We start from the raw sequence: 26,508 nt of genomic DNA, 5'->3' as shown, positions 1-26,508 counted from the left end.
TCTCTAAAGTCTAACCTCTAACCTCTAAAGTCTAATCTCTAACGAGGGAGACCTCCGCCAGTTGTGCGGGGATCTCCCTCGTGAAGTGTATAGGAACCTGTTAAGGATCCGTCGTCTTAGACTTACTTGACGATGCGGGTCGTGTAGTTGCCGACGAGGACGATGTAGCTACCAGCGGGTAGTGCGCTGATGTTAAGGGTATGCTCCGTGCTCGTCAGGAGTAGCTGACCTGTGTAGTCGTAGAGGCGTACCTCTGCGCCCTCAGCAGCGCCAGCAATCTCGAGACGTGTACCACCGTTGGTCACGTAGACAGCGACATCGCTCTGAGCTAGCTGCTCGATGGCATTGGCGAGCTTGAAGGTAGCCTGTACCTTTGTCGCAGCTTTAACAGTAAAGGTGTACTTGACACCGCCAGCTATGTTGACAAGCTTCTCGTCACCAGCGGGGATCTTCGTCTCACCCACCTGGAGCGTCTCTAGCTCATACTTAGCTGCGGGTGTCACCTCGACATACATCTCGGTGCCCTCGACGACACTCTTGCCACTCTCAAAGGGGATCCCGTTCTTCTGGAAGAGGTGTACCTCACCAGCCTCTGCACTTGGCAGGGCAGGCTCTACGGTGACAGCGTACTCAGCGGGAGGTAGCGTAGACTTAAAGGTTACCTTGATCGTGACATCCTCAGTTAGGGCGAAGGTGAAAGATCCAGAGCCCTTTTTATATGTGAGCTCCTTGGTATTTACGAACCACTGATCAACCTCGAAGTCTTCATTGGGCGTTGCCTTGACCGTGATGTACTCACCTCCAGCAACCTTGTCCCCGTTAGTGATAGGACCTTCGGCTGTTGATGCGGATACCTTACCACCCTTTTCGGGATCGGCGATGCAGGTTACAGTAAATTCTCCTGCTACTTGCTTCTCCGTAACCTTAGCGACCACAGTAACATTGCCCTGCACGATAAAGGTGTAGACCTTACCCTCTTCGGAGAGTGACTCTTCGGGAGCGGGGGTGTCATTGTTCATGTAGGTTACCTCAAAGCCCTTAGTAAGGTTTGCTGTGAGCGTCACCTTTGAGCCGAGAGGTACTTGCTTAGTATTACCTTCCCAGATAGAGAAAGTCTTCTCATCAGGCGTTACATACTTACCCGATATAGTGGCTCCCGTACCCTCTCTCTTGACGGTCAGTGTAGCTTCTGTCGGATTGACAGGAGTCTCAGCCTTGAGGACGGGCTCTACCTTGAGGTTGCCCGTGACGGTGAGCTTTATCTTATTAGGCGTAGTAGCATCCACCTCCTTGGTCTCGTCATTGACCTTCCAAGAGGACATCTTGTAGCCTTCGGCAGGAGTAACTGCGAAAGTAATATTTGTGCCGATCTTTACGGACTGACCATCCTGGATCGGGAGTTCCTCACCCTCATCGTCAAAGGTGTAAGCCCGCATCGAGCCTTCCTCCGTCTTAGGCTGAACCATCGTAATCTTACCCTCTGTGGGTTGTGCAGAGCCACCTACCTTCTTGAGGATAGGCTCTACCTTGAGATTAGCATTGACGATGACACCCTTCGTGTTGGAGGACTCCTCTACAGGTACAAGCTTATCATCGATCATCCAGTGATCCATCTCGTAGCCCTCGGCAGGCTTCACCTCAAAGGTGACGTAGGTACCCTTCGGCACACTGTTACCAGTCGTTAGAGCGGTCTTGTTACCATCCTTATTGTAGTAGGAAGCGGTCATCGTGCCCTGCCCCTCCTTAGGTTGGATCATCGTCACCGTGTAGTCCGAGGGAGTCGGCTGGGAGATGTTCTTGAACTTGACAGAGATGGTGACATCCTTCTTTACTGTGTAAAGCTTGCTATAGCGAGAATCCTTGTTGTCAGAGGGCTGGTATTGCTTTTCATCTATGAGCCAGTAGTCGATGTCATAACCTTTGCCAGGCGTTGCACTCATGTATATACTCGTGCCCGAGTCTACCGTCTCTCCTGATTTAAGGAATTTCTTAGCCGTCACATTCATTACCCTAAGAGTCCCATTTTCAGGCGGTGTGATGGTGACTATGCAAGGCGTAGCTGCCACTACATTGGCAGAAATCTCCATGTTAGCGGAAACCCTCTCGAAGCCTCCTCCAAGTGTATTTAGTTTTTTCTTGACCCCGTTGACAACGTAGTTGGTTACTTGGTAACCAGCATCAGGCGTCACCTGGATGGTTAGAAAGGTGCCTTTATCGACCTGATCTCCGCTGTTTACTACAGTGGGGGAGCTATAGGAGCCGTAAGTCACCTTGATGGTGGCGTGCTCCACCTGGTTGATGGTTACTGTGTACTTCTGCGCCTGTGCCACGAGGGGCAGCAGGAAGAAAGTTCCCAATAACGCTAAGATAGATAACATTCGTTTCATAAGCGTATCTGTTTTAAGTGTAAGTGATTGAAGTATTCTTCCGTCTAGAAGCGGGGTAGAGGCGGGTACAGCTACTGATGCTACAACTACCTGTCCCTCTTCAAAGGGCTAAGATAATAAAAAAAGAATACAATGACAAGCTTAAAAGTTGGATATTAGGCCCCGTACATTTCACCCGCTAATGTGATTTCTTCTGAGGAAATCAGCAATAGCCAGGGAGGAAACGAAAATTCTCTACGGAACCGGGATATAAAAGTTCGGAAGAATGAAATGAAACTTCGGAAGAAAGATTTCGAAGTTCGGAAGAATTTTTTGATTCCTCCGTGGAAGATCCTCATTTTCTACCGAGGCAATTTCGATTTCCTCGGAGGTGTGGTGTCTGGGTCCTCGGAGTGCGTCGGAGTGCGTCGGAGCTATCAGACGTGTAATTGCTGGAGAAACGTACAGAAGTGTTTAGTGGGAGGACGTCCGTTGTGTCAAAGAATGTGATTGTCGTGGTTTTAACGAGGACGGACGCCCTCCGACTCGACACTATCCGTGCGTCCTTACATTTCGCTACTCGTCTCCTCTAACCTCTCACTTCCCAATCCCAAATAAAATAGTATCTTTGTGGACGAATCGTTTACCACGGACTTTACTAACAACTTTACCTATATATAGTATGAAGAATTTGGACTGGTCATCATTGGGGTTTGGTTACCTCAAGACCGATTACAACGTGCGCTGTTACTATCGTAATGGCAAGTGGGGCGAGCTAGAGGTCTCTTCGGAGGAGACGGTCACGCTACACATGGGTGCTACCTGTCTGCACTACGGTCAGGAGGCTTTTGAGGGTCTCAAGGCTTACCGTGGTAAGGATGGTAAGATACGCCTCTTCCGTGTCGAGGAGAATGCTAAGCGTATGATCCGCTCAGCTGAGGGTGTCGTCATGGCGCCCGTGCCTGAGGAGCTCTTTATCAAGGCGGTCAAGAAGGCTGTCGAGCTCAACAAGGACTTCGTACCTCCCTACGAGAGTGGTGCTTCGCTCTACATCCGTCCACTCCTACTCGGTCTAGGTGCTCAGGTAGGTGTCAAGCCAGCGCCAGAGTATCTCTTTATCGTCTTCGTATCTCCTGTAGGCCCATACTTCAAGGAGGGCTTCAAGCCTACACCTATGGCTATCATGCGTGGCTATGACCGTGCGGCTCCTCTAGGTACGGGTACGATCAAGGTGGGTGGTAACTATGCCGCTGGTATGGTACCTACCGTCCTAGCTCACGAGAAGGGTTACAGCGCTTGCCTCTTCCTCGATGCTAAGGAGAAGAAGTATATCGATGAGTGCGGTCCTGCTAACTTCTTCGGAATTAAGGACAACACCTACATCACGCCTGAGTCTACCTCTATCCTCCCCTCTATCACGAACAAGAGCTTGATGCAGCTCGCTGAGGATCTAGGTCTCAAGGTAGAGCGCCGTCATGTACCCGAGGAGGAGCTAGCTACCTTTGAGGAGGCTGGTGCTTGCGGTACGGCTGCTGTCATTAGCCCGATACTACGTGTGGACGATCTCGATGAGCACAAGACTTACCAGATCTCTAAGGATGGTAAGCCTGGTCCTATCTGCGAGAAGCTCTACAACAAGCTACGTGGTATCCAGTACGGCGACGAGCCCGATACACACGGCTGGGTCACTCTACTAGACTAATGTAGCGACTCAAGCTTACGAGACTCGCTGGTATGCTGTAGACAGCCTAGGCGACTAGGCTCTCACGCAGCTACTAGATCACAGCACAGAGGGGTGTGTCCATGTGGATACACCCCTCGTTTGATTAGCCTTTATGCAACAGTCTCTAGAGGACGTTGGCCGTTACTCTCTGTGAGCTCGTTTGTCCGTTCAGCCTACCTCTAAGCTACCCTGAGGGTACTCAGGATACTCCCCATATGACACAAGAGAGGGGGCGCAAGATGTGTAGTCTCTTGCGCCCCCTCGTCGTATGAGTTGCTCGCTCTGTCGTCTCGTTACATACGGACGACTGGAGTCAGACGAGCATATACATCCTCGACCTTATCCCCCTCATCGTTGATACGTGTCTTATAGTATATACGTACCGTATAGGGGAGTGTGGGATGGACATCCTCAAAGTAGTGATTGCCCTCCTGATCGACCTGTAGTTCGGGCGGATTGTTTTGATCAACATTAAAGCCTAGATCCGAAATGTATCCGACATAAGTGAACTCAAACATCCCATTGGGCTGGTCTAAGTACATCGCCTCAAGGTGAGGTCTCTCAGAGCCTTTAGGATTGAGGACGTAGACGATATGACTGTAGGACATCGACATGTGACCAGCCTTTACATTCTTGTCTATAAACCATATGGCCTTGTGCTCCTCGTCAATGTGGTCAAAGAGATAGCTCGTATTGCTCTCGATCATTTTCTTGAGTAGCTCCTGACGATCCCACACATCCTCAAGATGCTCTGGGACGAAGAGGACCTTGCGACCAGAACTCTTGAGGAAGGTCCCTGTCAGCTCTTTGTCCCCTACGATCAATTCGAAGTCTGCCTTGGCACCACCAGCGAGGATTGCTAGCTTGTAGGTTCCTACGGCGAGACCCGTGACCTTGTGCCCCTCGACCTTAACCTTGTCTGGATCGGATGTAGAGATGGTGAAGTCAGTAGCTGGCGTTGTCGTGACGACAACATCGACCCCCGCACCTTCCTGGGCACCGAAGACGATGGCGCGATCTACTGGAGTACTGATCCATGTGGGTGAGAGGGTTACCTTCTGATCCTTATTTATAGCCTGCACCTCGACCGTCAGGAGAGCATGCTCAGCCCCAGCGGTGACGGTGACGGTCGCTTTGCCAGGAGCTACGCCCTTGATGGTCTTACCTTTGACCTGAGCTACCTGATCGTTGTCTACAGTGAGTGCGAAGTCTTTGCCCTTGGGGAGCATAACCTCTACGGCACCACCCTCGCCCGTGCGTGTCAATGCAATCTCCTGTCCGACAGTGATCGAGATCGTCTCCTTAGAGAGTCGCAGAGCTCCACTGGGAGAGTCCGAGCCATGACAGCCGACGAGGAGGACGAGTGCTGAGAGCAGTAGCCCGCAGACCCATATACAGTTCTTTTTCATATCTAAATAAGCTATACCGTGGTTATAAAGGCGTGAGCCTGTCGCTAGGGACAGGCTCACGAGATAGGATTAGCGGAGCGTGCCCTTGTAGGCGACACCCTCTACGTATAGGATGACGCTGCCCGTGTAGTCTATGCGGATCTGGTCACCAGCACGGTAGCTGCCAGCGAGGATGAGCTGACCATCAGCACTGTATAGAGCTAGTGTAGCATCGCTCACGACGACAAGTCCCTCAGCGGTAAAGCGTACGGGAGCGGTCTCACCGAGGATCTCCTGAGTGCTCGTGACAATCTTGCCAACGAGAGGTATCTCCTTGGTGACGCTCATGCCTTTTGCCTCACCCTCAGCGGTTAGAACGAGCTTAGCCTCGATGGAAGCAATCTCTTTGGTCCCCTTGAGGGTTACTTTGAGGGCACCACCATTAGCAGGTAGAGCACTCTTGTCAATCTCAAAGAAGTCCTTGCCATCGCCTACGATCTCAGCCTTGATACGAGAGAGGATATGCTCACCCTCGACGATGATAGGCTTCTCCACCTTAGCATCCTTATTGACTGTGCCGAAGTCTAGCTTATCTGCGTCTGTCGTAAGGACAGGAGCTGGGATCTCCTCTGCGGTGAGCTTGACGTTGTCTAGTAGGACTGTCAGCGTCTTGCTCTCAGACTTGATCGCTGGCGAGTCGTCACCCATGTACTCAAAGACGAAGTAGCTATCCTGACCATCGGCCTCGATAGCCTCGGAGAGAAGCTCAAACTTATAAGCCATCTCATCAACTGGCTCCTTAGGCTCGATCGTCTTCAGGTCTGCAATGAGCTTACCCTCCTTGCTGAAGCGCTTGACGACGAACTTGCCGCCCTTGGCAAAGCCTATACGATAGTCAGCCATCAGACGTACCTTGCTACCACTGCTAGGTATCTTGACGAGTGGCGTGATGAGTGCTGAACGTACCTTCTGACCACTACCCGCAGCCTCTATGGACATAACAGGCTCGTCATTGTAAGGAGTCCGGGGCTCCCAGTGTACATCTCCCTCGAAAGCTACCTCGCGCCAGCCAGAGAGTAGGGGATTCGTCGTGAAAGGCTCATTGAGACTCTCTACAGGCTTAGCATTAGGGTCTAGACCGTAGGGGTTAGCAGGATCTACACCTACACCCATAAGAGGAATGTCTAGGACGAGATCTCCAGAGGTAATGTGTAGCGTAGCCTCGCACTTACCTGCAGCGGTAGGTGTAAACTCTAGATCGAGCGTGTGCTTGCCCGTATTCTCGGCATCTTTAGCGATCTTAAAGGCATCCTTGCCTTCTCCCGTTATCTCTGTCTTTACAGCAGCGGTAAGGTTTGTCCCGACGAACGCTAGCTGGAACTTGGCAGTCTCCCCGATGTTGGCTCTGCGGAAGTCTACCGACTTAACGTCAGATACGAGCGTTGGCTGACCCTGCATTTGAGTTACCTTGAGGTTGTTGATGAAAACGCCCTTGCAGTTGTCAGCGCTGGCATTGTTCAAGGTCTCGATGCGAAGCACCGTAGCACCCTGTCCTCCAGAGAAAGAGAAAGTGTGCGTCTCCCACTCATCCTCACGATACTTGGTGGGGGTGTACTCCTGAGCGGAGGCATCGTTGCCTACAATTGATACTTTGAGGATACCTGACGCATCAGTGTTGATACCCTTGACCTCTAGTGTCACGTCAAAGGCTCCAGCATTGCCCGACAGGTCTAGCGTCTTAAGCTCGAAGTAGCCGACTGCTGAGTTTGATGTGCTACCCACGAGAATAGCATGGTCTGCCTGGTAGATGTTTTTCATCAAAGTAGTGTTGTCATTGCCCTTCCAGCGACTGAGCATTGCGAAGCGTGGGTTTTTCGTGTTGCTACCGGAGGTGATTTCATCGAAGGTCTCCTCGAGGATGACCTTCTGTGCTGTCGCTCCTAGAGGAAGGAGCAGGAGGGCTATCAGAGATAGCCAGTAGGTAGTGATTCTTTTCATAGTAAATGTTATAGTTGTTATGTTAAGTCTAGTGCGGTTTCTACAGAAAGATGACGAAAAGAGGTCGCTCAGAGCATTCCTTTCTCAATTCGTCCGCTAATGTAGCTATAATTTTTCAAACAGAAGGTTTTTGGGCAATTTTTGTGGGGAATGAACTACATTTGATAGTTGACTCCATGATGTCCAGTCGAAGCTTGTCACTTCGGATAGATTTACTACCTTTGTCATGATTAAGAAGGTTATAAAGATTCACTCAAAAGCATCTACACATATGCAGATAGTAGACATCAAAGGACGCGAGATACTGGACTCGCGCGGTAATCCAACAGTAGAGGTAGAGGTCGTCCTAGATAGCGGCGCCATGGGGCGTGCCGCTGTTCCCAGTGGAGCCTCTACGGGGGAGCACGAAGCGCTCGAACTACGCGACGGTGACAAGAGCCGTTACCTAGGCAAAGGCGTTCGCAAGGCTGTCGAAAACGTCAACGAGGTCATTGCACCAGCCCTCTTCGGCATGAGCGCACTCGAGCAGCGTGAGATAGACCAGAAGATGATAGACCTAGACGGCACTGAGACCAAGAGCGTACTCGGGGCCAACGCCATCCTTGGCGTATCGCTCGCTGTTGCTAAGGCTGCAGCCGACGAACTAGCCGTACCACTATACCGCTACCTCGGTGGCGTCAACGCACACACTCTCCCCGTGCCGATGATGAACATCATCAATGGGGGCTCTCACAGCGATGCGCCCATCGCATTCCAAGAGTTTATGATCCGACCCATCGGTGCCAAGAGCTTTAGCGAAGCACTCCGCATGGGCTCCGAGACATTCCACGCACTCAAGAAAGTGCTTCACAATCGTGGTCTCAGCACCGCTGTAGGTGACGAGGGTGGCTTCGCACCTAGCCTGGACGGCGTAGAGGATGCGCTCAATAGCATCATCGAGGCAATCCATCAGGCTGGCTACAAGCCTGGTAGCGACATAACCATCGCTCTAGACTGCGCCGCTAGCGAGTTCTACCACGAGGGTGTATACAGCTACGCCAAGTTTGAGGGCGAGAAGGGGCAGCAGCGTACCCCCGCTGAGCAGGTCGCTTACCTAGAGACACTCGTCAGCAAGTACCCCATCGATAGCATCGAGGACGGTATGGACGAAAACGACTGGGAGGGATGGCATCTGCTCACCGAGAAGCTGGGCAACCGCCTGCAGCTCGTCGGTGACGACCTCTTTGTGACCAATGTCGAGTACCTCAGCCGAGGCATCAAGGAGAGCTGCGCTAACTCCATCCTGATCAAGGTCAACCAGATCGGCACACTCACAGAGACGCTTGACGCCATCGACATGGCGCATCGTCACGGCTTCACAGCCGTCGTGTCGCACCGCTCTGGTGAGACCGAGGATACGACCATCGCTGACATCGCTGTAGCTACCAATGCTGGGCAGATCAAGACTGGTTCGCTAAGCCGTACCGACCGCATCGCCAAGTACAACCAGCTACTACGTATCGAAGAGGAGCTAGACACGCAAGCTACATACGGCTATCGTCGCCTACGATAGCGAGACTTGCAATAAAATATACGGACGCACCGAGACGTGTACTCCCCCCGTAGGGACACACGACCGGTGCGTCCGTTGTGTCAAAGGTTACTGCGCCCGCCCCCCTCTAATATCTAACCTCTAATATCTAACCTCTAATCTCTCCCCTCCGCCAGTCTGCAAATATTCTGTACCTTTGGGGAGAAAAGTAATCAATCCACACTGCAACGATGAAGCAATACTATGTCATCCGTAATGACCAGCAGACGGGTCCCTACACCATCGAGGAGCTGGCGACGCTAGAGCTGAAGCCTGAGACGATGGTCTGGACCGAGGGCATGACCGACTGGGCTCCCGCTCGTGAGGTGAGCGAACTGCAAGAGCTCTTCGCACCCAGCACGCCCACACCACCCAGCTACAATGCGCCTACCTACGGAGCTCCGCAGTATAACAGCGCACCGCAGTACAGCAGTGCCCAGCAATACAACAGCGCACCCCAGTACAGCAATCCCTCGGAGCGTCCGCCCATACCGCCCAACTACTTGGTCTGGTGTATCCTCGTGACCATCTTCTGCTGTAATATAGGTGGTATCATCGCTATCATCTACTCTGCGCGCGTCTCCTCACGATACATAGCGGGTGACTACGAGGGAGCTGCGACCGCCAGCCGCCTAACGCGCAACTGGATCATCGCCACAGCCTGTGTCGGCTTTGTCTGCATGATCGCTTACCTCGTCTGGCTCTTCTCCTTCCAGATGGGACTAGCCTCCTTTTCGCCATACTACTAGGAAGCTGTGGGGAGAGTGCCCTCCCTCCAGGACGTGTGGCGAAATGTGGGGACAGACGGGAGTGTCTAAATCGGTACTCATCTAGTCTCTAACCGCTAACCTCTAGCTCCTAATTTCTAACCTCTATTGTTCTCTCCTCCCGAGGAAATTAGGAATCTCTAGAGAGCAAGCAAAAATTCTTCACGGAACCGGGAAATAAAAGTTCGGAAGAATGAAATGAAAGTTCGGAAGAAAGATTTCAAAGTTCCGAAGAATTTTTTTGTTCCTCACTGGATAACTAGAAATCTCTACCGAGAAATCGTTCGATTTCCTTGATAGTGACGCCAATGGACTCATCCTATGTCATGCGTCACCGATGCCATTTCCTTCGAACTAGACAACAAGGAAGACTAGCCACCCTGTAAACAAAAAGACGACCACGCGGATTACTCCACGTGGTCGTCTGGTGTAGGTGCCTTACTTCGCTAGGCGAAGCGAGGACGTGTGTTACTATAGATTGGGATTGACCGTGTGCCAGTCAGCGACAGCGGGGATGATGCCCATCTGTATGATCTGATCACGCATAGCCTGTAGGTGCTCGTAGCTCTTGTCGAGAGCTGCCTCTTCGTCGGGGAGTCCCTTAACCTCCTTATAAGCTACGCCGTCACGTGTGATAGTGGTCTCACGAGCCATCATCACATTCTTGTAGCGACTGTCACGGACGAAGCAACCAGCTGGCCAGCGGAAGGGCTCGCCACCCATAGCCGCACGTATCATCTCGATGGATACGTAGGCTGGGCTCTGGAAGCTGGAGCGACCACGCAGAGCGATGATGTTGGCACCGCCCTTGATGACACGCTGCTGAAGTGCAGCCCAGTCGTCGTGTGTCAGCCGGTCTGTGCCGATGAGGTCTGTGAGCGGGGTGCCGTCGACACGAGCGGTGCTGGCGAAGACTGCCATCTGCTCACCGTGACCACCATAGGTACGGGTATTGGTTACCTGGCTCTGCTGGAGACCAAAGTGCTTGGCGAGCTCGCTCTGCAGACGTGTGCTATCGAGCGCTGCCAGGGTGGTCACCTGCGAAGGCTTGAGCCCTGAGTGAATGAGCGTGACGAGACCCGTGATGTCAGCGGGGTTGAAGATGATGACTACGTGGTGCACGTCGGGGCAGTACTTCTTGATGTTGCGTCCTAGTTCAGCAGCGATCTCAGAGTTTCCCTTGAGTAGGTCTTCGCGGGTCATGCCCTCCTTGCGAGGAGCACCACCCGATGAGACGATATACTTAGCCCCTCGGAGAGCCTCAGCGATGTCTGAGGTGAAGGTGAGGTTTAGCCCCTCGAAGCCACAGTGGCGCATCTCCTCCCAGACGCCTTCGAGCCCCTTGGCAAAGGGGTCGTAGAGGCAGATGTTTGGAGTAAGGTGCATCATGGCAGCGGTCTGCGCCATGTTTGATCCGATCATACCAGCAGCGCCGATGAGGACCAGTTTGTCTTGCGTTACAAAGTTCATAGTGTTTATTGAGTCTGTGTTGAAATTGTCTGCTTATTGCGTTACGCCCCTACTAATAAAGAAGAGAGACTGGGGAGGAAAGCTTTGCGACCCTACAGGTCTGACTGCTCACACCCCCCAATCTCTCCACTAAGCTATCGCTTCTACGGGTTTGCGCTTATCGGCTTACGCCTCGTAGCGACGTGCGATCTCCTTCCAGTCAATGATAGACCATAGGTCCTTGACGTGATCGGCGCGGCGGTTCTGATAAGTGAGGTAGTAAGCGTGCTCCCATACGTCGAAGCACATCAGCGGCTTGAGGCCCTTGCGTAGGGGGTTGCCAGCATTAGGCTCCTTCTCGATAGAGAGCTTGCCCTGGTCATCGCTAGCTAGCCAAGCCCAGCCTGAACCAAAGAGTGAGGTGCAGGCATCGTTGAAGGCTGTCTGGAAAGCTTCAAAGCTACCGAAGTCGCGCTTGATAGCGTCAGCGAGCTTGCCCTCGGGATGCCCACCAGCGTTTGGTGCGAACTGGAGGAAGTACATATTGTGATTCATCACCTGGCCAGCCTGATTGTAGAGCTTGCCCTCAGCCTTGCGAACGATCTCCTCGAGAGAAGCGTCCTTAAGGTCAGAGTCGGGCAGGAGCTTATTGAGCGTGTCGACATAGCCCTTGAGGTGCTTGCCGTGGTGATACTGAATCGTCTCAGCGCTGATTACTGGCTCGAGCGCATTGTTTGCATAGGGGAGCTTTATTAGTTCGTGTGTCATATTGCTTTATCTGTTTACTTTAAGTGTGACATGAGCAGCTCTAGGTCTTAGCCTAGACTGCGTCACAAAGGTATACAAAACGAACCACAAAAACAAGCCCCCACAGGATGGAATCAGAGGGCGGCCTCCTTGAGGCGTTCGGTATTCTCAGCAACGATGAGCGCATCAATGATCGGCTGCAGATCGCCACCGAGGACACCTGGTAGGTTGTGCACGGTCAGACCAATGCGGTGATCGGTGACACGCCCCTGAGGAAAGTTGTAGGTGCGGATCTTTGCCGAGCGGTCGCCCGTCGAGACCATCGTCTTACGACGAGAGGCGATCTCGTCGATATACTTCTGATGCTCCTTGTCGTAGATGAAAGTGCGAAGGCGTGAGAGGGCACGCTCCTTGTTCTTCGGCTGGTCGCGCGTCTCGGTACACTCGATCGTGATGTCCTCCACGACACCCGTATTGGGGTTGCGCCACGGATAGTGCAGACGTACGCCCGACTCCACCTTGTTGACGTTCTGCCCACCGGCACCACTGGAGCGGAAAGTGTCCCACTTGATCTCTCCCTCGTTGATGTTGACCTCAAACTTGTCCGCCTCAGGCAGTACCGCCACGGTCGCTGCCGAGGTGTGAATACGTCCCTGCGTCTCCGTCTGCGGGACACGCTGCACACGGTGCACGCCACTCTCATACTTGAGCGTCCCATAGACACCCGTGCCTGTGACATTGAGGACGATCTCTTTGTAACCTCCTGTACCGCCCTCGGTGTAGCTACTGACGGTGACGTTCCACCCCTTGGTCTCGCAGTAGCGCGAGTACATACGGAAGAGATCTCCCGCAAAGAGCGCAGCTTCGTCACCGCCCGTCCCAGCGCGTAGCTCTAGGATAGCGTTCTTGTCGTCCTCAGGATCATTCGGTAGGAGAAGTAGCTTGATCTCTTCCTCCATCTTAGGGCTCTCCTCCTTAGCCTCAGCAAGTAGTTCGCGAGCCATGGCTTTTAGCTCCTCATCGCTGTCGCTGTCCTGGAGGGTGCTCTCGGCCTCCTCCTGCTGGGTCAGGAGTTGCTTGTACTGCGCCCCAGCCTTGAGGATCTCTCCGAGGTGCGTGTACTCCTTGCTCAGGGTGGCAAAGCGTCTGCCGTCTGCGATGACGCTAGGGTCTGTGATCAAAGTCTCTAGCTCCTCGTGGCGCGCCACCAGAGCTTCTATGCGGTTGAGTAAATCGTTCATATAGGTCTGCTAAGTGATGTGAGGGGTGGGTCAAAGGCTATCGCTCTACTGTGCCAAAGGGCGTAACGAGTGTCAGGCGATTCTGCTCGGCCGACTCGACACGGCCGATGACCTGCGCATTAATGTTGAAGTGTCGTGCCACGGCGATGGCTTCCTCGGCCTGCTCTGCGGGCAAGTAAGCCTCTAGACGGTGCCCCATGTTGAAGACTTGGTACAGCTCCGCAGCGTCGGTGCCACTCTCCTCGGCAATCATCTGGAAAAGTGGCGGGATGGGGAGCAGATTGTCCTTGATAATGTGCTTGTTCGTGACGAAGTTCATCACCTTCGTCTGAGCGCCTCCGGTACAGTGGATCAGTCCGTGGATGGCGGGTCGCATCTCTTTGAGCAACTTCGCCACAAGCGGTGCGTAAGTGCGGGTCGGAGAGAGGATCAGTTCGCCGACCGTCAGCCCAGTCCCTGGCACCTCAGCGAGTAGCTCACGGCTCCCGCTGTAAACCAAGTCGTCAGGTACGGCTGGGTCGTAGCTCTCGGGAAACTTCTCGGCCAATGCGTGCGAGAGTATATCGTGTCGTGCGGAGGTTAGTCCGTTGCTCCCCATACCGCCATTGTAACGCGCCTCGTAAGTCGCCTGTCCATAGGAGGCGAAGCCGACGATCACGTCCCCGTCAGCGATGTGTGCGTTGTCGATGATGTCGCTCCGACGCATACGGCAGGTCACCGTGCTGTCCACGATGATCGTGCGAACTAGATCGCCCACGTCAGCTGTCTCGCCTCCCGTAAGATAGATCTCTACGCCGAGGTCACGCATCTGCGCTAGGATCTCCTCGGTTCCATTGATGACTGCGCCGATCACTTCGCCTGGTATGAGCTGCTTGTTGCGCCCGATGGTCGAGGAGAGAAGCATCCCCGAGGTCGCTCCCACGCAGAGGAGGTCGTCGAGGTTCATCACGATCGCATCCTGCGCAATGCCTCGCCACACGGATAGGTCGCCCGTCTCTCGCCAGTAGATATAGGCTAGCGAAGACTTCGTGCCAGCCCCATCAGCGTGCATGATATTGCAATAGTCAGGATCACCACCCAGTACGTCTGGTAGGATCTTGCAAAAGGCTTGCGGGTAGAGCCCTTTGTCTATATGGGCAATGGCATTGTGTACATCTTCTTTTGCGGCAGAAACGCCTCGGCGCATGTATCGGTTCATAGAGACCTTAGAGGTTAGAGGTTAGACTTTAGAAGTTAGAGGTTAGAAATTAGAGATTATCGAAGTCTGAGCACGTCGCCCTCCTCGGGGACGTAGTCGTAGTCTAGATGGTTCATACGGTAGAGTCGCTCGAGGCGTATGCCGTAGCGCTGCGATATGTCGTGCATCGACTCGCCCACCTGCACCACATGGTCGGGATAGTCAGGTGTGGCACGCTTGTTCTTGCGCTCTAGGTAGATCACATCGCCAGCTTGTAGCGGGAAGTCCACCGGCATATCGTTGTAGTCGGCCAAGTGCTTGAGGCTTATGCCCATCTCACGAGCGATCGACTCGAGCGAGTCTCCTTTGTTTGCTAATATATATAGGAGTCCATAGCTAAAGTATCCCTCGTGCGTCAGCTTCATCTCTGGATCCTTTTCAGAAGGCGTATAGGTCGGTGCGGGGCGGCCCGACATCCAGCGTGGATAGCGCCCACGATCCAGCTCGTATAGCTCGTACTGCTCGATTACCTTGATGAGCATGTTGGCGTAGCCCTTGTTCGTCGCATAGCCACACTGCTGCAGTCCCCTAGCCCAAGCCTCATAGTCCGTAATCTGATAGGTGTATAGCACCTTGTAGCGAGGCTGCTTGAGGAAGTTGGAGTGATCCTCGTAGGAGTCACCCGCAGAGCGGTACTTGCGAAAGCACTCCCCCTTGAGATCATCGTCGGCATAGATACGCTGCCCCTGCCAAGCGCGGTGACACTTGATGCCGAAGTGGTTATTGCCATCACGCGCCAGACGACTAGAGCCAGCGCCCGTCTCGATCAGTCCCTGCGCCATCGTGATGCTCGCAGGGATCTTGTGACGCTTCATCTGGCGAATGCACTCATCGGCATAGGTACGTATATAGGTCTGGTAGTTAGGATTCATCGGCGCCTGCCCCCACGCAGTGGCGCAGAGCAAGAGCAGACAAGCTATCGAGAGCAGAGACCGTGATGGATCGGTGAAGAGCTTCATAGGGCTTTAGACGTTAATCTATTGGGCGTGTAGCTAGGTGTCAAGCACCTTCCTCACAAAGTGAGAGGAGCTACCTGAGCTACAAAGGTACTAAATAGATCTGTAGTCACTAGCTTCGACAGCCTCGATGCATGATACGTGCTGGATGACTTCATCAATGGCACTATCAAGGAAATCGAAGGTTTCCTCGGTGGAAATCTTTGAACCTCCACGGAGGAATCGAAAAATTCTTCGGAACTTCGAAATCTTTCTTCCGAAGTTTCATTTCATTCTTCCGAACTTTTATTTCCCGGTTCCGTGGAGAATTTTTGTTTGCTCGCTGGAGATCTCCAATTTCCTCGGTAGAGATGGGGAGTGGCGGAGATCTAGAAGTAGTCGTTCAGTGAGGCTATAGCGCTATGTATCAAGGGTTAATACACGTATCCTAGGACTGTCGGCGGGAGTAGTCCATAGAGTAGGGGGGTATCATGCGTCTCCCCTGACAATATTGAATCGCAAAGAGGCCTATTTCCAGAGAAAGCACTATATTTGCTCTCGTAGCGACGCTTTCGTACGCTAAGCCTAGATTATGGCTTCGTATGAGAGGTACACATACTGCTCAGTAACAACCAAGTAGATTATACATTCAATGAAACAAACTGCTACCCTCTGGAGTCTACTCCTTACGCTCATTATGACTGTCACCGTTAGTACAGCACAGGAGTCTGGCCTTACTCGTCTGCAGGCCACAAATGCAGGCGTATCCCTTCGAGCTGGCGAGTCCCTGGCAGGCTTTGGCTATGCTGACCGCAATGTCGATGCAGTTAGATACTTAGGAGTGGGGAAGGTAAACGTCTACCTCTCTGCCTATATCCTACTGCCCGATGTGGGTGCGAATAAGATTGAGCGGATTTCCTTTCCTGCAGCAGTGGACGATCAGTCTGCCTATCTCCTCATCTTATCAGAGGATGGCAAGAAGACGCTCTACAACCAGCCGTGTAAGATTGTCGCGGGAATTAATCAGATAGCACTCACGACACCCTTTGCGACTGAGGCGGGCAAACGATATCTCGTAGGCTTTGCCACAAAGGCTGTAGGCAGTGATGGGGATAAACCAGAGCTAATCCCCTTTGACGGGGTCAATGAGATGAAAGAGGCTCAGTACGCAGGATACGGCACCAAGCCCTATCCTACGAATAGTAGTACTAAGGATGAGTTTCAAATGACATCCGTGCAGGGCTATGGCTCTGCCCTTATTTTTGTCAAGCTACAAGACGAGAGCAAGCTACAGTCTGTAGGCTACTTCCTCTGGGCGGACGGTGACTTCAAGCTAGTTAAGGCTGGAGAAAAGGTCCCTACGGAGGTCGCCTTCTACAACTTCGGTGTAAAGGACATTACCTCCTTTGAGGTCTCTTATCGCTTTGGAACGGGTGAGCCTAAGTTCCTCAAGAGGACGCTGAAGGAACCGCTTCAACCTTCTCAAGACATCGCTGCTACCATTGCAATCCCAGCTGAGGATGAGGGTATGGGTACGCTACATGTAGCGCTCGCCAAGGTCAATGATCAGGAAAACATCTTCGCAAGCAATAGCAGTCAGATCCCCTATCAGATTGGGAGCTCTGCTGCAATCAACCGAGAGACGGTGCTACTGGAGCGCTTCTCCACGGAGCAGTGTCCTAAGTGCCCGCTTGCAGATCCCTATGTCAAGGATAATATCAAGAAGCTCCAAGCAGCAGGGCTTCGCGTCAGCTACATAGTCTACCACTCGGGCTACTTGACAGACTTTCTAACGACCAAAGAAAGCGAAGCACTCTATATCTATTTCTTTGACGAGAGTTCCTTTGCGCCAGCTATGTCTATCAACAGAACGTTCCTCCCCAGTCGGAATGCGCTCGTAAACTCTGCTGGTGCGTATCCCTCTAGTGAGTGGGTCCCGAGAGTGAAGAAAGACAAGCAGGGTGTCCGCATCGAGCGAATAGATCAGAAGATTGACAATAGCAAGCTCACGGCTGTCGTCAGCGGTGTAGCACTCAAAGATAGCTTTGACCCAGAGGACCTCTACCTGACAGTCATCGTAACGGAGGACAACGTCCCCTCTAGAGCGCAAGCTGGTGCTCGGAAAAACTACAAGCACAACGCTGTGCCTCGCCTCTTCCTCACGGCTCCCACGGGTGACAAGCTTCAGCTCCAGCCCGATGGTACATTCTCCGTAACGCTAGAGGGTGCCCTTATGCCCACGTGGGTCGGTAGCCAGTGTAAGGTGGTTGCGATCGTTCACCCGAGCGTCCAGCAGAGCAATCGCAGAAATCGTGCGGTACATACCGCTGAGACTGCTCAGCTAGGCTTCCCGCTAGCCAATGAACCGGTCGCTCCAGCACAAGCACCTATCGTAACGGTTGAGGATGGCTATCTAAGCATCCAGGGACGTGTCGATGCCTTCGAGCTATACGACATGTCAGGTGCACTCGTCACGACATCTGTCGAGACGCATCTCCTACCTGGCACCTACATCGTCCGCACCTTTAGCGACCTACGTGTCTACACCTCCAAGGTAATCGTCCGCTAAGGGGTTAAGGCGGCAAGAGTATGCGAAAAATAGAGAACTGCACGGGAGGTTGGATAGTTTTTCGTACCTTTGCGCCATTGTACAGAGTATCTATACATACAGTTTTACCTATTAAATCACCACAACTTACTAAATGAGTAACAATCCAACGGATCGTATCCAGCCACTCGCAGACTTCGACTGGTCTGGCTACGCACAGGACACAGCCATCTCTCCGGAGATGCGCAAAGAGCGCGAGGCGATTTATGACAAGACCCTCACGACCATCAAAGAGAACGAGGTCGTCATGGGCAAAGTTATGTCTATCAGCAAGCGCGAGGTACTAGTCAACATCGGCTACAAGAGTGCAGGTATCATCTCTGCCAACGAGTTTAACTACAACAAGGATCTCAAGGTCGGAGACGAGGTAGAGGTACTTGTCGAGAGCAAGGAGGATCGTCATGGTCAGCTACAGCTCTCACACCGCAAGGCGCGTGCTGCTCGTGCTTGGGAGAAGATCGCAGCTGCTCAGGAAAACGACGAGGTCATCCTCGGCTACATCAAGAGCCGTGTCAATGGTGGTATGATCGTCGATGTCTTCGGCATCGAGGCATTCCTCCCTGGATCTCAGATCGACGTACGTCCTATCAAGGACTACGACGCTTTTGTCGATAAGACGATGGAGTTCAAGATCGTCAAGGTCAATCCCGAGTACCGCAACGTAGTCGTATCGCACAAGGTCCTCATCGAGGCAGAGCTCGAGCAGCAAAAGAAGGAGATCATCTCCAAGCTCGAGAAGGGTCAAGTCCTCGAGGGTGTCGTCAAGGGTATCACCTCTTATGGTGCCTTCGTCGACCTCGGTGGCGTAGACGGTCTAATACATATTACTGACCTCTCATGGGGTCGTATCGGAGATCCCTCTGAGGTGGTCTCTATCGACGAGAAGATCAACGTGGTCATCCTCGACTTTGATGAGGAGAAGACACGTATCGCTCTCGGTCTCAAGCAGCTCATGCCTCACCCATGGGATGCACTCGATCCTAACCTTAAGGAGGGTGACATCGTCCATGGTCGTGTCGTCGTCATCACAGACTACGGTGCATTCGTAGAGGTGATCCCAGGTGTCGAGGGTCTGATCCACGTCAGCGAGATGTCCTGGACGCAGCACCTACGCAGTGCTCAGGAGTTCCTCACAGTAGGTCAGGAGGTAGACGCTGTCGTCCTCATGCTCGACCGCGAGGATCGCAAGATGAGCCTAGGTCTCAAGCAGCTCAAGCCCGATCCATGGGAGACCATCGAGCAACGCTTCCCCGTTGGGTCCAACCACGAGGCTCGCGTACGCAACTTCACCAACTACGGTGTCTTCGTTGAGCTAGACGAGGGTATCGACGGTCTGATCCACATCAGCGACCTCTCTTGGACTCGCAAGGTCAAGCACCCCAACGAGTTCGTCAAGGTTGGTCAGATGATCGAGGTACAGGTCCTCGAGATCGACAAGGAGAACCGTCGTCTCAGCCTCGGTCACAAGCAGGTGACGGAGAATCCTTGGGACGAGTTCGCTAAGGAGTTCACCATCGGCTCTATCCACGAGGGTACAGTCGTCCGTATGAATGAGAAGGGTGCCACCATCGCACTACCTTACGGTGTCGAGGCATTTGCCACACCTAAGCACCTCATCAAGGAGGACGGCACGAGCGTCGCTGTAGACGAGAAGCTCCCCTTCAAGATCCTAGACTTCAACCCCGAGATGCAGCGCATCATCGTCTCTCACAGCCGTATCCACGAGGATGCTGAGCGTGCAGAGCGTCGTCAGGCTGCTACCGAGGAGCGCAACCAGCAGGTACGCGATGCTGCAGCTGTCGCAGCTACACAGCAGAGCGTAGAGCGTGCTACTCTGGGAGACCTAGACGAGCTAGCAGCTCTCAAGGAGCGTCTAGAGAGCGCTGAGTAAGAAATAGTGGTAGTCTCGGAGCGGTGCTCAGCACCCTCTGAGACTAGCTACAGCAAATAGTAAGAGAGGTGACGTCCCGTCCGGAGGTCACCTCTCTTTTTGCCGTTTATCGTACTACTGCCAGATCCGCCAAACGCTTATCCCCGATAAAGTCGTCTGCGGAAGGCTTCGCCTGAAAGCTCCCTACCGAGGAAATGGGGAATCTCCAGTGAACAAACGAAAATTCTCCACGGAATCGGGAAATAAAAGTTCGGAAGAATGAAATGAAACTTCGGAAGAAAGATTTCGAAGTTCCGAAGAATTTTCTCGTTCCTCCGTGGATATCTAGAAATCCCCACCGAGAGATATTCGATTTCCTCGGGGGGGGTGATTAGAGGTTAGAGATCAGAAATTAGAGGTTAGAGGGGAGATCGGAGCGATCAGATCAATCGGAGCAATCGGAGGTGTCGGAGCTCTCACGAGCGCCTTTTGCGCATAGGATAGATGTAGGGTCGGCCAGAAGCGGGGGCGGACTGCACGAGGACGGTGGTGTGGTAGGCCTCCTGAAGGTGCGCCTCGGTGAGGACAGTCTGGGGGGTGCCATGAGCCAGCAAGCCGTCGGGACCGAAGAGGATAAGCTCCTCGCAGTACTCGGAGGCTATGTTGATGTCGTGGAGGATCATCAGGATCGTTAGCCCCTCCTCATGGAGCGTCTCGAGGAGCTGCATGATCTCGCTCGTGTAGCCGATGTCTAGATGCGAGATCGGTTCGTCAAGGAGGAGGAGCTGAGGCTCCTGCGTGAGTGCCTGTGCTATGGCAACCATCTGCTGTTCGCCACCGCTCAGTTCGTCGAGACGCTTGTCGGCTAGCCGTGCGATGCCCGTGCGCTCGAGATAATGGTCGCAGCGTGCATGGTCCTCTTCGCTGTAACCGATCTGAAAGCGCTTGAAGTAAGGCAGTCGACCCATCAGGACGTAGTCGTAGACCCTGAGTGGCTGAGGGGTGATCTGTTGATTGACCATCGAGACGAGGCGAGCACGCTCACGGAGGGTGTAGTTGCTGAGCGGTTTGTCTAGTAGGCTAACCTTTCCAGAGAGTGGGGGCAGGACGCCCGTGAGGGTTTTGAAGCAGGTACTTTTGCCAGCCCCATTAGGCCCGATGATGGCGGTCAGGGAGCCACGAGCGATGGCGAGGTCGAGGGGCCCGATGACCGCCTTGCGACCATAGCCACAGATGAGCTGCTCGGCACGTAGGATCGTCTGACTGGTCATATCTGGTGCGAGCGTCTGGTGCGGTGAATGAGGTAGAGGAAGGCAACACCGCCGATCAAGCCTGTGATGACTCCTATCGGAAGCTCGATGGGCGAAAGGATGGTACGGGCCAACATGTCGCAGAGGATGAGGAAGATGCCCCCATTGATGAAGCTCCCGACGAGGAGGACGCGGTAATCATTTCCGAAGAGGATACGTGTCGCCTGCGGAATGACTAGCCCGACGAAGCCGATGACGCCAGCTACAGCGACGCAGGCACTGGTCAGCAGCGAACTGAGGACGAAGAGCCACAGCACGACTCGTCGTGTGTTGATGCCGAGTTGCTGCGCTTTGAGTTCGCCTAGACGGAGCGCATTGAGCGACTGTACGAAGAGATAGCTCGCCCCTAGGAGGAGCAGTGTGAAGAGAAGCATGCCCCAGACGATAAACGGCTTGCTCTCTTGTAGCGAACCCATCGTCCAGAAGATGATGCGGGAGAGTTGCTCAGCACGAGCCACGGAGAGAAGGAGCATGACGCCTGACGAAGCCATGAAGCTGACCATCACACCGACGAGGAGCATGCGCTGTACGCTTAGCCCGTGGCGCTGGTAGCTATTGACATAGACGAGTAAGATGGTGACCAAGGCTCCGATGAAGCCGAAGGCGGGGAGCGTCAGGAAGGCGGTGGACAAGCCTAAGACGATGGCGAGCGTGATCCCTAGCGAAGCACCGCCCGAGATGCCGAGGGTGTAAGGCTCGACGAGCGGGTTGCGAAAAAGCCCCTGCAGGATAGCTCCACAGAGGCTTAGTCCGCCACCGATGGAGATGGCGTTGATGATGCGTGGCAGACGAAGCTGCGTCAGGATGGTGTAATCAACAGATGCGGGGTCGGAGAGGATCTCCGAGAGCTGCCAGAGGGAGATGGGATGCGCCCCGACATGTAGCGACAGGATGGCGACGACTAGGAGGAGCAGCACCATCAATGGAAGCGTCCAGTAGGACTTAGCGAGGGTCGGTCGGTGGGGCATGTTGCGGGGAAGAACCTTTTACTCACTAAGGTAGTCGGTCATTAGCTGCAGCGCCTCGACAAAGTGCTGTGGCGAGGGCTGGCTAACGATGCTACCTGGGAGCGGACAGTAGTCTCCTTGCTGTACGGCGGTGACGGAGCGTAGCTTGTGCCACGACTCTTCTGATCCACTCTCGCTGCCATGATTGGTGATCAGGAAGAGCACCTCGGGGTCTTGCTCTACGACATACTCCAGACTGAGCTGACCATTGCCCGCCATGGTGACGATGTTTGTACAGCCGCTGAAGGTGATCAGATCGTTCATGTAAGTCGATGTGGAGGCACCAAAGAGCGGGTCAAAAGCTATCTGCATGAAGGCGCGCGGATGCCAAGGGCGCGCTGCGTTAAGCTCCTTGAGCCAGTCGACGCGTTGGTTGATCTCTGCGAGCTGAGCCTCGGCACGGTCGCTCGCGCCGACTAGCGTGGCAATCTGGCGGTACTGCGCCTGTATGGCGTCGTAGCTGGCGGGATTGGTAAACTGAATGACCTGGATGCCAGCATTCTCCAGTGCGGAGATGGTCTGCGGGGCGGTGAAGTCGGAGGCAAAGACGAGGGTCGGACGCTGCGCTATGAGAAGCTCAAGATTGGTCTGTATGGCGGAGCCAACGACGGTGACGCTATCGGCAACGGCTCGACTACAGTAAGAGGTGCAGCCGACGAGGAGCGAGTCGCATCCGAGGTCGTAGAGCTGATCGCTCACGGAGGGAACGAGCGAGACGATGCGTGGCGCTTGCGCCTCGTCTTCTTGCTGGCTCGCCTTGTGGCAACCGACCAAGAAGGGGAGCAGAAGTAGGAGCGGGAGGAAGCGCAGGAGCGGTCTGCGTAGCGAATGGGTTAGAGCATTCATAGTACGTTAGGAGTGGAGGGTAAAGGAGTCGCTGTCGCGCCATACGGGGAACTTTTGCCGAAAGGCTGCCAGAGGCTCTGGCTCTAGCGTGGCACTGAGCAGTTGGTCTGCGTAGGGCTCCGCTTCGATGAGTGGGCTGCCGAGATAGTCGTAGGCTAAGCTTTCGCCTGAGTAGTCGGTGCCAAAGGGATCGGAGCCGATGCGGTTGACGCCGATGACGTAAGCGACATTCTCGATGGCACGAGCCTGTAGGAGTGTGCGCCAAGCGGTGATGCGAGGACGAGGCCAATTGGCGACAACGAGTAGGAGGTCGTAGTCGAGCGAGCCGTCCGTGTGGGTACGATTGCGACACCAGACGGGGAAGCGTAGGTCGTAGCAGGTGATCAGTCGTATGCGCCAGCCACGATAGGTGACGATGTCATACCCTTCGCCTGGCGTGAGGAGGCGGTCTTCGCCAGCCATGGAGAAGAGGTGCCGCTTGTCCTGCGCATAGAGCGACCCGTCGGGGAGTGCGATGTAAGCACGGTTGTAGTAGTGCGTCGGCTGCGCCTCGTCGTCCCAGACGAAGGCGGAGGAGGCGATCGCTATCTGATGCTCCTGCGCCAAGGCTCGCAGACGCTCCAACTCGGGTCCCCGCCAGGGACGAGCCGACTGAGCCACCTTGAGGTTAAAGCCCGTGAGCATGACCTCAGGGAAGACGACTAAGTGCGCCCCCTCCTCGGTAGCCGTGCGTACGTCCTCCGCCATCAGGCGAAGGTTTGCCTCGGGGTCGGTCCAGACGATCGGACGCTGTGCGAGGACTACCCGCAGTGTCTCCTGCTTCATCAGCTTATTGAGCTTGCTCGCTAAAGAGCTCAGGCTTCTTCGCCTGATCGGCGCGGTACTTACTCCTTATATAATGTATGTCCTTGTCGAGGTCTCCCGTCGGGACAAACTGCTCGAAGATGCCTAGCTTCTTACGCTTGTAGTCTATGACCGCCAGCTGTATGGGTACGCCCGCCTCCTCGGCAATATGATAGAAGCCAGTCTTCCATCTATCCCGAGCTTTGCGCGAACCCTCAGGCGTGATCGCCACGGCGAAGTCGTCCTTAGCACGAAAGCGCGCTACGACCTGTTCAACCGTATTGCCCTTGTGGCGACGATCTATGGGTATTCCGCCCATCGCCTTAAAGAGCCATCCGAGAGGCGGGACGAAGAGCTCACGCTTCATCAAGAAGTGCGCTCTCTGCCCCACCGCCCAGTAGTATAGCTTGCCCCATATGAAGTCCATGTTGCTCGTATGGGGCGCTACACAGATGACGCTCTGCCGTGGATAGGTGGCGGGCTCAATGAGCTGCCAGCCACACCAGCGCAGTATGAGACGTGCTAGCTTCATCCGCGGACTAAGCCTCAGGAGTTAGCAGCTCGTCACCAAGCTTATTGACCTCGCCTTCGATCTCATTGGCGAAGTGTAGGTACTCCTCCTGGAGCTTGCTGTAATACTTGCGAACGAGCTTAGCCTCGCCACGGCCGTCCGTGTGTGAGATGCGAGCGATGAAGTCATTTTCGCTATCGATCACTTTGCTGATTAGCTCCTCGATGGCGGGCTTGCGCTCCTCTGAGGCTACTGCATGGAGGATAGATAGGTCAAAGAGCATCTCCTCGACATCTGTATGTATGGTCTTCTTTAGGTTTCTACGACTTGCCATAGTTTGATTGATTAGTTGGTTATTAGCTTACGAAAAATATGATGAGCATCTGTGCCGTCAAGACACGGAGGAACATCGTCAGTGGGTAGACTGTTGCATAGCCCACGGCGGGAGCATCCTCCTCGGTGAGTCCGTTGGCGTAGGCCAGTGCAGGGGGATCAGTCATACTACCCGCCATCAGTCCGGAGAGGGTGAGGTAGTTGACCTTAAATAGCTTCTTCCCGAGGAGCCCCACGATGAGCATCGGTATGATTGTGATGATAAAGCCATAGCCCACCCAGTGGTAGCCACCGTTGACGATCGTGTCTACGAAGCCATCGCCAGCGCCAATGCCGACGCAGGTGAGGAAGAGCGCAATGCCGATCTCACGGATCATTAGGTTGGCACTATGTGTCGTATAGGTCACAAGGCCAAACTTAGGACCGAAGTTGCTCAGCAGGATCGCCACGATAAGCGGACCGCCCGCCAAGCCCAGCTTGATAGGCTGAGGGATACCAGGGAAGGCAAAGGGGATAGAGCCGAAGAGTACACCGATAGCGATACCGATGAAGATACCGATCAGGTTAGGCTCGTTAAGGTGCTTCTGCGAGTCACCGACCAGCTCACGCACCTTATTGACAGAGGCATCAGAGCCTACGACCCGTATCTGGTCGCCCATCTGCAGGCGCATACTAGGATGTGCTACGAGGTCTACGCCAGCACGCGTCACACGGGTCACATTGACACCGTAGATCTGACGTAGCTGTAGCTCTCCGAGACGCTTGCCGTTGAGCGTTTTCTTCGTAATCGTGTACTTATTGCTGATGAGGTTAGACTCCGTGGGGATCCAGTTTTTACGATCCACCTCAATGCGCTGACCGAAGATAGCCTCCGAGTGATCTAGCTCGTGAGGCTGTCCGATGACGAAGACACGGTCGTGCTCCTGTAGGATCGTGTCTCCCTTAGCGACAGTGATGCGATGCGTCTCATGGCAGTAGTGGCGAGAGACCACGATCTCCCCTTGATTAAAGTAACTAGAGAGTAGCTCCATGATAGACTTGCCAAAGACTGCGGGATTTGCCACGACAAACGAAGCCGAGCGTGCCGTATGCTCCAAGGCATCATCTTGAGAGACAAAGTTCTGCTCCTCCTTGCGGATATTGACCCGTAAGACACTGCGTACCACCATCATCGAGAGTATGATACCGATTACGCCGAGCGGATAGGCCACCGCATAGCCCATGGCTATGGAGGGATCAGACGTGCCCATGATATCTGAGTACGTTTGCTCAGCAGCACCCAAACCAGGCGTATTCGTCACAGCGCCCGAGAGGATACCCACCATCGTTGACATAGGTAGTCCCGAGATATACTTGATAGCGATCGTGACGCCCACGCCGAGCATGACCACGAGGACCGCCAGGAGGTTGAGCTTCAGACCGCCCTTCTTGAGCGAGGGGAAGAAGCCTGGACCCACCTGCAGACCGACAGCATAGATAAAGAGTATGAGGCCAAACTCCTTGACAAAGTGCAGGACCCCAGGCTCGATCTGCATTCCTAGAGCACCAAAGAAGATACCCACGAAGAGCACCAGCGTCACCCCCAGGGAGACCTTGCCGATCTTGATGCGCCCTAGGAGCATCCCCACGGCGATAACTAGAGCTATCAGGAAGACAGAGTGCGCTATCCCCGAGCCGACAAATAGATTTGCAAACCAATTCATTGTTCGATAAGCTTTTACTTGATAAGAGGTATATAATTAAGATGTTATGAGTCTCT

The 26,508-nt window shown here is 53.9% G+C and carries 20 protein-coding genes; 5 read left to right on the top strand and 15 right to left on the bottom strand.

Annotated elements, in window-relative coordinates; genetic code table 11:
• Positions 1-122: 122 nt before the first annotated feature.
• Positions 123-2,387, bottom strand: coding sequence for a T9SS type A sorting domain-containing protein (locus tag PORUE0001_RS06640; protein ID WP_081454309.1), 2,265 nt, complete (start codon positions 2,385-2,387; stop codon positions 123-125).
• A 661-nt stretch (positions 2,388-3,048) separates the two neighbouring features.
• On the opposite strand from PORUE0001_RS06640, the gene PORUE0001_RS06635 reads away from it, so the two are divergent.
• Entirely contained in the window at positions 3,049-4,068 is a 1,020-nt protein-coding gene (locus PORUE0001_RS06635) for a branched-chain amino acid aminotransferase (RefSeq protein ID WP_007365693.1), read from the top strand.
• 314 nt (positions 4,069-4,382) lie between these two features.
• Here PORUE0001_RS06635 and PORUE0001_RS06630 read toward each other — a convergent pair whose 3' ends face one another.
• Both PORUE0001_RS06630 and PORUE0001_RS06625 read right to left on the bottom strand, forming a co-directional pair.
• Complete coding sequence (locus PORUE0001_RS06630; protein WP_007365688.1) at positions 4,383-5,498, bottom strand: Ig-like domain-containing protein; 1,116 nt, start codon at positions 5,496-5,498, stop codon at positions 4,383-4,385.
• A 69-nt stretch (positions 5,499-5,567) separates the two neighbouring features.
• Complete coding sequence (locus tag PORUE0001_RS06625) at positions 5,568-7,475, bottom strand: hypothetical protein (RefSeq protein ID WP_007365675.1); 1,908 nt, start codon at positions 7,473-7,475, stop codon at positions 5,568-5,570.
• Between the two features lie 271 nt (positions 7,476-7,746).
• Between PORUE0001_RS06625 and eno the strand changes: the two genes are divergently transcribed.
• Together eno and PORUE0001_RS06615 are read left to right on the top strand one after the other, a co-directional pair.
• On the top strand, positions 7,747-9,027 hold the full coding sequence (gene eno, locus PORUE0001_RS06620) for a phosphopyruvate hydratase (protein WP_039865745.1): 1,281 nt from the start codon (positions 7,747-7,749) through the stop codon (positions 9,025-9,027).
• A gap of 209 nt (positions 9,028-9,236) precedes the next feature.
• Positions 9,237-9,794, top strand: coding sequence for a CD225/dispanin family protein (locus tag PORUE0001_RS06615; RefSeq protein ID WP_007365655.1), 558 nt, complete (start codon positions 9,237-9,239; stop codon positions 9,792-9,794).
• Between the two features lie 489 nt (positions 9,795-10,283).
• Here PORUE0001_RS06615 and PORUE0001_RS06610 read toward each other — a convergent pair whose 3' ends face one another.
• The 5 genes from PORUE0001_RS06610 to PORUE0001_RS06590 form a co-directional block, all read right to left on the bottom strand.
• Positions 10,284-11,282 carry a malate dehydrogenase gene (locus PORUE0001_RS06610; protein ID WP_007365665.1) on the bottom strand — a complete coding sequence of 333 codons (999 nt, stop codon included), beginning with the start codon at positions 11,280-11,282 and terminating at the stop codon, positions 10,284-10,286.
• A 165-nt stretch (positions 11,283-11,447) separates the two neighbouring features.
• Positions 11,448-12,029, bottom strand: a complete 582-nt coding sequence (locus tag PORUE0001_RS06605) for a superoxide dismutase (protein WP_007365630.1) — start codon at positions 12,027-12,029, stop codon at positions 11,448-11,450.
• Positions 12,030-12,142: 113 nt separating this feature from the next.
• Complete coding sequence (gene prfA, locus PORUE0001_RS06600) at positions 12,143-13,249, bottom strand: peptide chain release factor 1 (protein ID WP_007365652.1); 1,107 nt, start codon at positions 13,247-13,249, stop codon at positions 12,143-12,145.
• A 37-nt stretch (positions 13,250-13,286) separates the two neighbouring features.
• Positions 13,287-14,447 (bottom strand): AIR synthase related protein, encoded by a 1,161-nt coding sequence (locus PORUE0001_RS06595; RefSeq protein WP_007365621.1) that lies wholly within the window; start codon positions 14,445-14,447, stop codon positions 13,287-13,289.
• A 56-nt stretch (positions 14,448-14,503) separates the two neighbouring features.
• Positions 14,504-15,445, bottom strand: coding sequence for a glucosaminidase domain-containing protein (locus tag PORUE0001_RS06590; RefSeq protein WP_007365640.1), 942 nt, complete (start codon positions 15,443-15,445; stop codon positions 14,504-14,506).
• A gap of 628 nt (positions 15,446-16,073) precedes the next feature.
• On the opposite strand from PORUE0001_RS06590, the gene PORUE0001_RS06585 reads away from it, so the two are divergent.
• On the top strand, positions 16,074-17,990 hold the full coding sequence (locus tag PORUE0001_RS06585) for an Omp28-related outer membrane protein (protein WP_039865744.1): 1,917 nt from the start codon (positions 16,074-16,076) through the stop codon (positions 17,988-17,990).
• A gap of 133 nt (positions 17,991-18,123) precedes the next feature.
• Positions 18,124-19,920 (top strand): 30S ribosomal protein S1, encoded by a 1,797-nt coding sequence (gene rpsA, locus PORUE0001_RS06580; RefSeq protein WP_007365642.1) that lies wholly within the window; start codon positions 18,124-18,126, stop codon positions 19,918-19,920.
• Positions 19,921-20,375: 455 nt separating this feature from the next.
• Here rpsA and PORUE0001_RS06575 read toward each other — a convergent pair whose 3' ends face one another.
• From PORUE0001_RS06575 to PORUE0001_RS06545, 7 genes are read right to left on the bottom strand one after another with little or no spacing between them, the layout of a single operon-like run.
• Positions 20,376-21,170 carry an ABC transporter ATP-binding protein gene (locus PORUE0001_RS06575; protein ID WP_007365690.1) on the bottom strand — a complete coding sequence of 265 codons (795 nt, stop codon included), beginning with the start codon at positions 21,168-21,170 and terminating at the stop codon, positions 20,376-20,378.
• Positions 21,167-22,177: a FecCD family ABC transporter permease gene (locus PORUE0001_RS06570; RefSeq protein ID WP_007365628.1), complete on the bottom strand. Its 1,011-nt coding sequence runs from the start codon at positions 22,175-22,177 to the stop codon at positions 21,167-21,169. The genes PORUE0001_RS06575 and PORUE0001_RS06570 overlap by 4 nt, the downstream gene beginning before the upstream one ends.
• An 18-nt stretch (positions 22,178-22,195) precedes the next feature.
• On the bottom strand, positions 22,196-23,062 hold the full coding sequence (locus tag PORUE0001_RS06565; RefSeq protein WP_007365625.1) for an ABC transporter substrate-binding protein: 867 nt from the start codon (positions 23,060-23,062) through the stop codon (positions 22,196-22,198).
• A 6-nt stretch (positions 23,063-23,068) separates the two neighbouring features.
• Positions 23,069-23,887, bottom strand: a complete 819-nt coding sequence (locus PORUE0001_RS06560; RefSeq protein WP_007365639.1) for a nitrilase family protein — start codon at positions 23,885-23,887, stop codon at positions 23,069-23,071.
• 4 nt (positions 23,888-23,891) lie between these two features.
• Positions 23,892-24,437 (bottom strand): lysophospholipid acyltransferase family protein, encoded by a 546-nt coding sequence (locus PORUE0001_RS06555; protein WP_007365648.1) that lies wholly within the window; start codon positions 24,435-24,437, stop codon positions 23,892-23,894.
• Between the two features lie 7 nt (positions 24,438-24,444).
• Entirely contained in the window at positions 24,445-24,750 is a 306-nt protein-coding gene (locus PORUE0001_RS06550; RefSeq protein ID WP_039865743.1) for a hypothetical protein, read from the bottom strand.
• A 22-nt stretch (positions 24,751-24,772) separates the two neighbouring features.
• Positions 24,773-26,452, bottom strand: coding sequence for a putative transporter (locus tag PORUE0001_RS06545; protein WP_007365684.1), 1,680 nt, complete (start codon positions 26,450-26,452; stop codon positions 24,773-24,775).
• Positions 26,453-26,508: the final 56 nt, after the last annotated feature.

Source organism: Porphyromonas uenonis 60-3 (assembly GCF_000174775.1).
Lineage (GTDB): Bacteria > Bacteroidota > Bacteroidia > Bacteroidales > Porphyromonadaceae > Porphyromonas > Porphyromonas uenonis_A.
The sequence above is the reverse complement of the archived record's forward strand: the minus strand, read 5'-3'. Positions and strand labels throughout refer to the sequence as shown.

Coding starts and splice junctions, on each gene's coding strand:
- PORUE0001_RS06630 (WP_007365688.1), bottom strand. CDS start 5,498: ATGAAAAAGAACTGTATATGGGTCTGCGGGCTACTGCTCTCAGCACTC.
- PORUE0001_RS06625 (WP_007365675.1), bottom strand. CDS start 7,475: ATGAAAAGAATCACTACCTACTGGCTATCTCTGATAGCCCTCCTGCTC.
- prfA (WP_007365652.1), bottom strand. CDS start 13,249: ATGAACGATTTACTCAACCGCATAGAAGCTCTGGTGGCGCGCCACGAG.
- PORUE0001_RS06615 (WP_007365655.1), top strand. CDS start 9,237: ATGAAGCAATACTATGTCATCCGTAATGACCAGCAGACGGGTCCCTAC.
- PORUE0001_RS06575 (WP_007365690.1), bottom strand. CDS start 21,170: ATGACCAGTCAGACGATCCTACGTGCCGAGCAGCTCATCTGTGGCTAT.
- PORUE0001_RS06565 (WP_007365625.1), bottom strand. CDS start 23,062: ATGAATGCTCTAACCCATTCGCTACGCAGACCGCTCCTGCGCTTCCTC.
- PORUE0001_RS06635 (WP_007365693.1), top strand. CDS start 3,049: ATGAAGAATTTGGACTGGTCATCATTGGGGTTTGGTTACCTCAAGACC.
- PORUE0001_RS06585 (WP_039865744.1), top strand. CDS start 16,074: ATGAAACAAACTGCTACCCTCTGGAGTCTACTCCTTACGCTCATTATG.
- PORUE0001_RS06590 (WP_007365640.1), bottom strand. CDS start 15,445: ATGAAGCTCTTCACCGATCCATCACGGTCTCTGCTCTCGATAGCTTGT.
- PORUE0001_RS06610 (WP_007365665.1), bottom strand. CDS start 11,282: ATGAACTTTGTAACGCAAGACAAACTGGTCCTCATCGGCGCTGCTGGT.
- PORUE0001_RS06640 (WP_081454309.1), bottom strand. CDS start 2,387: ATGAAACGAATGTTATCTATCTTAGCGTTATTGGGAACTTTCTTCCTG.
- eno (WP_039865745.1), top strand. CDS start 7,747: ATGCAGATAGTAGACATCAAAGGACGCGAGATACTGGACTCGCGCGGT.
- PORUE0001_RS06545 (WP_007365684.1), bottom strand. CDS start 26,452: ATGAATTGGTTTGCAAATCTATTTGTCGGCTCGGGGATAGCGCACTCT.
- PORUE0001_RS06605 (WP_007365630.1), bottom strand. CDS start 12,029: ATGACACACGAACTAATAAAGCTCCCCTATGCAAACAATGCGCTCGAG.
- PORUE0001_RS06560 (WP_007365639.1), bottom strand. CDS start 23,887: ATGAAGCAGGAGACACTGCGGGTAGTCCTCGCACAGCGTCCGATCGTC.
- PORUE0001_RS06570 (WP_007365628.1), bottom strand. CDS start 22,177: ATGCCCCACCGACCGACCCTCGCTAAGTCCTACTGGACGCTTCCATTG.
- rpsA (WP_007365642.1), top strand. CDS start 18,124: ATGAGTAACAATCCAACGGATCGTATCCAGCCACTCGCAGACTTCGAC.
- PORUE0001_RS06550 (WP_039865743.1), bottom strand. CDS start 24,750: ATGGCAAGTCGTAGAAACCTAAAGAAGACCATACATACAGATGTCGAG.
- PORUE0001_RS06555 (WP_007365648.1), bottom strand. CDS start 24,437: ATGAAGCTAGCACGTCTCATACTGCGCTGGTGTGGCTGGCAGCTCATT.
- PORUE0001_RS06595 (WP_007365621.1), bottom strand. CDS start 14,447: ATGAACCGATACATGCGCCGAGGCGTTTCTGCCGCAAAAGAAGATGTA.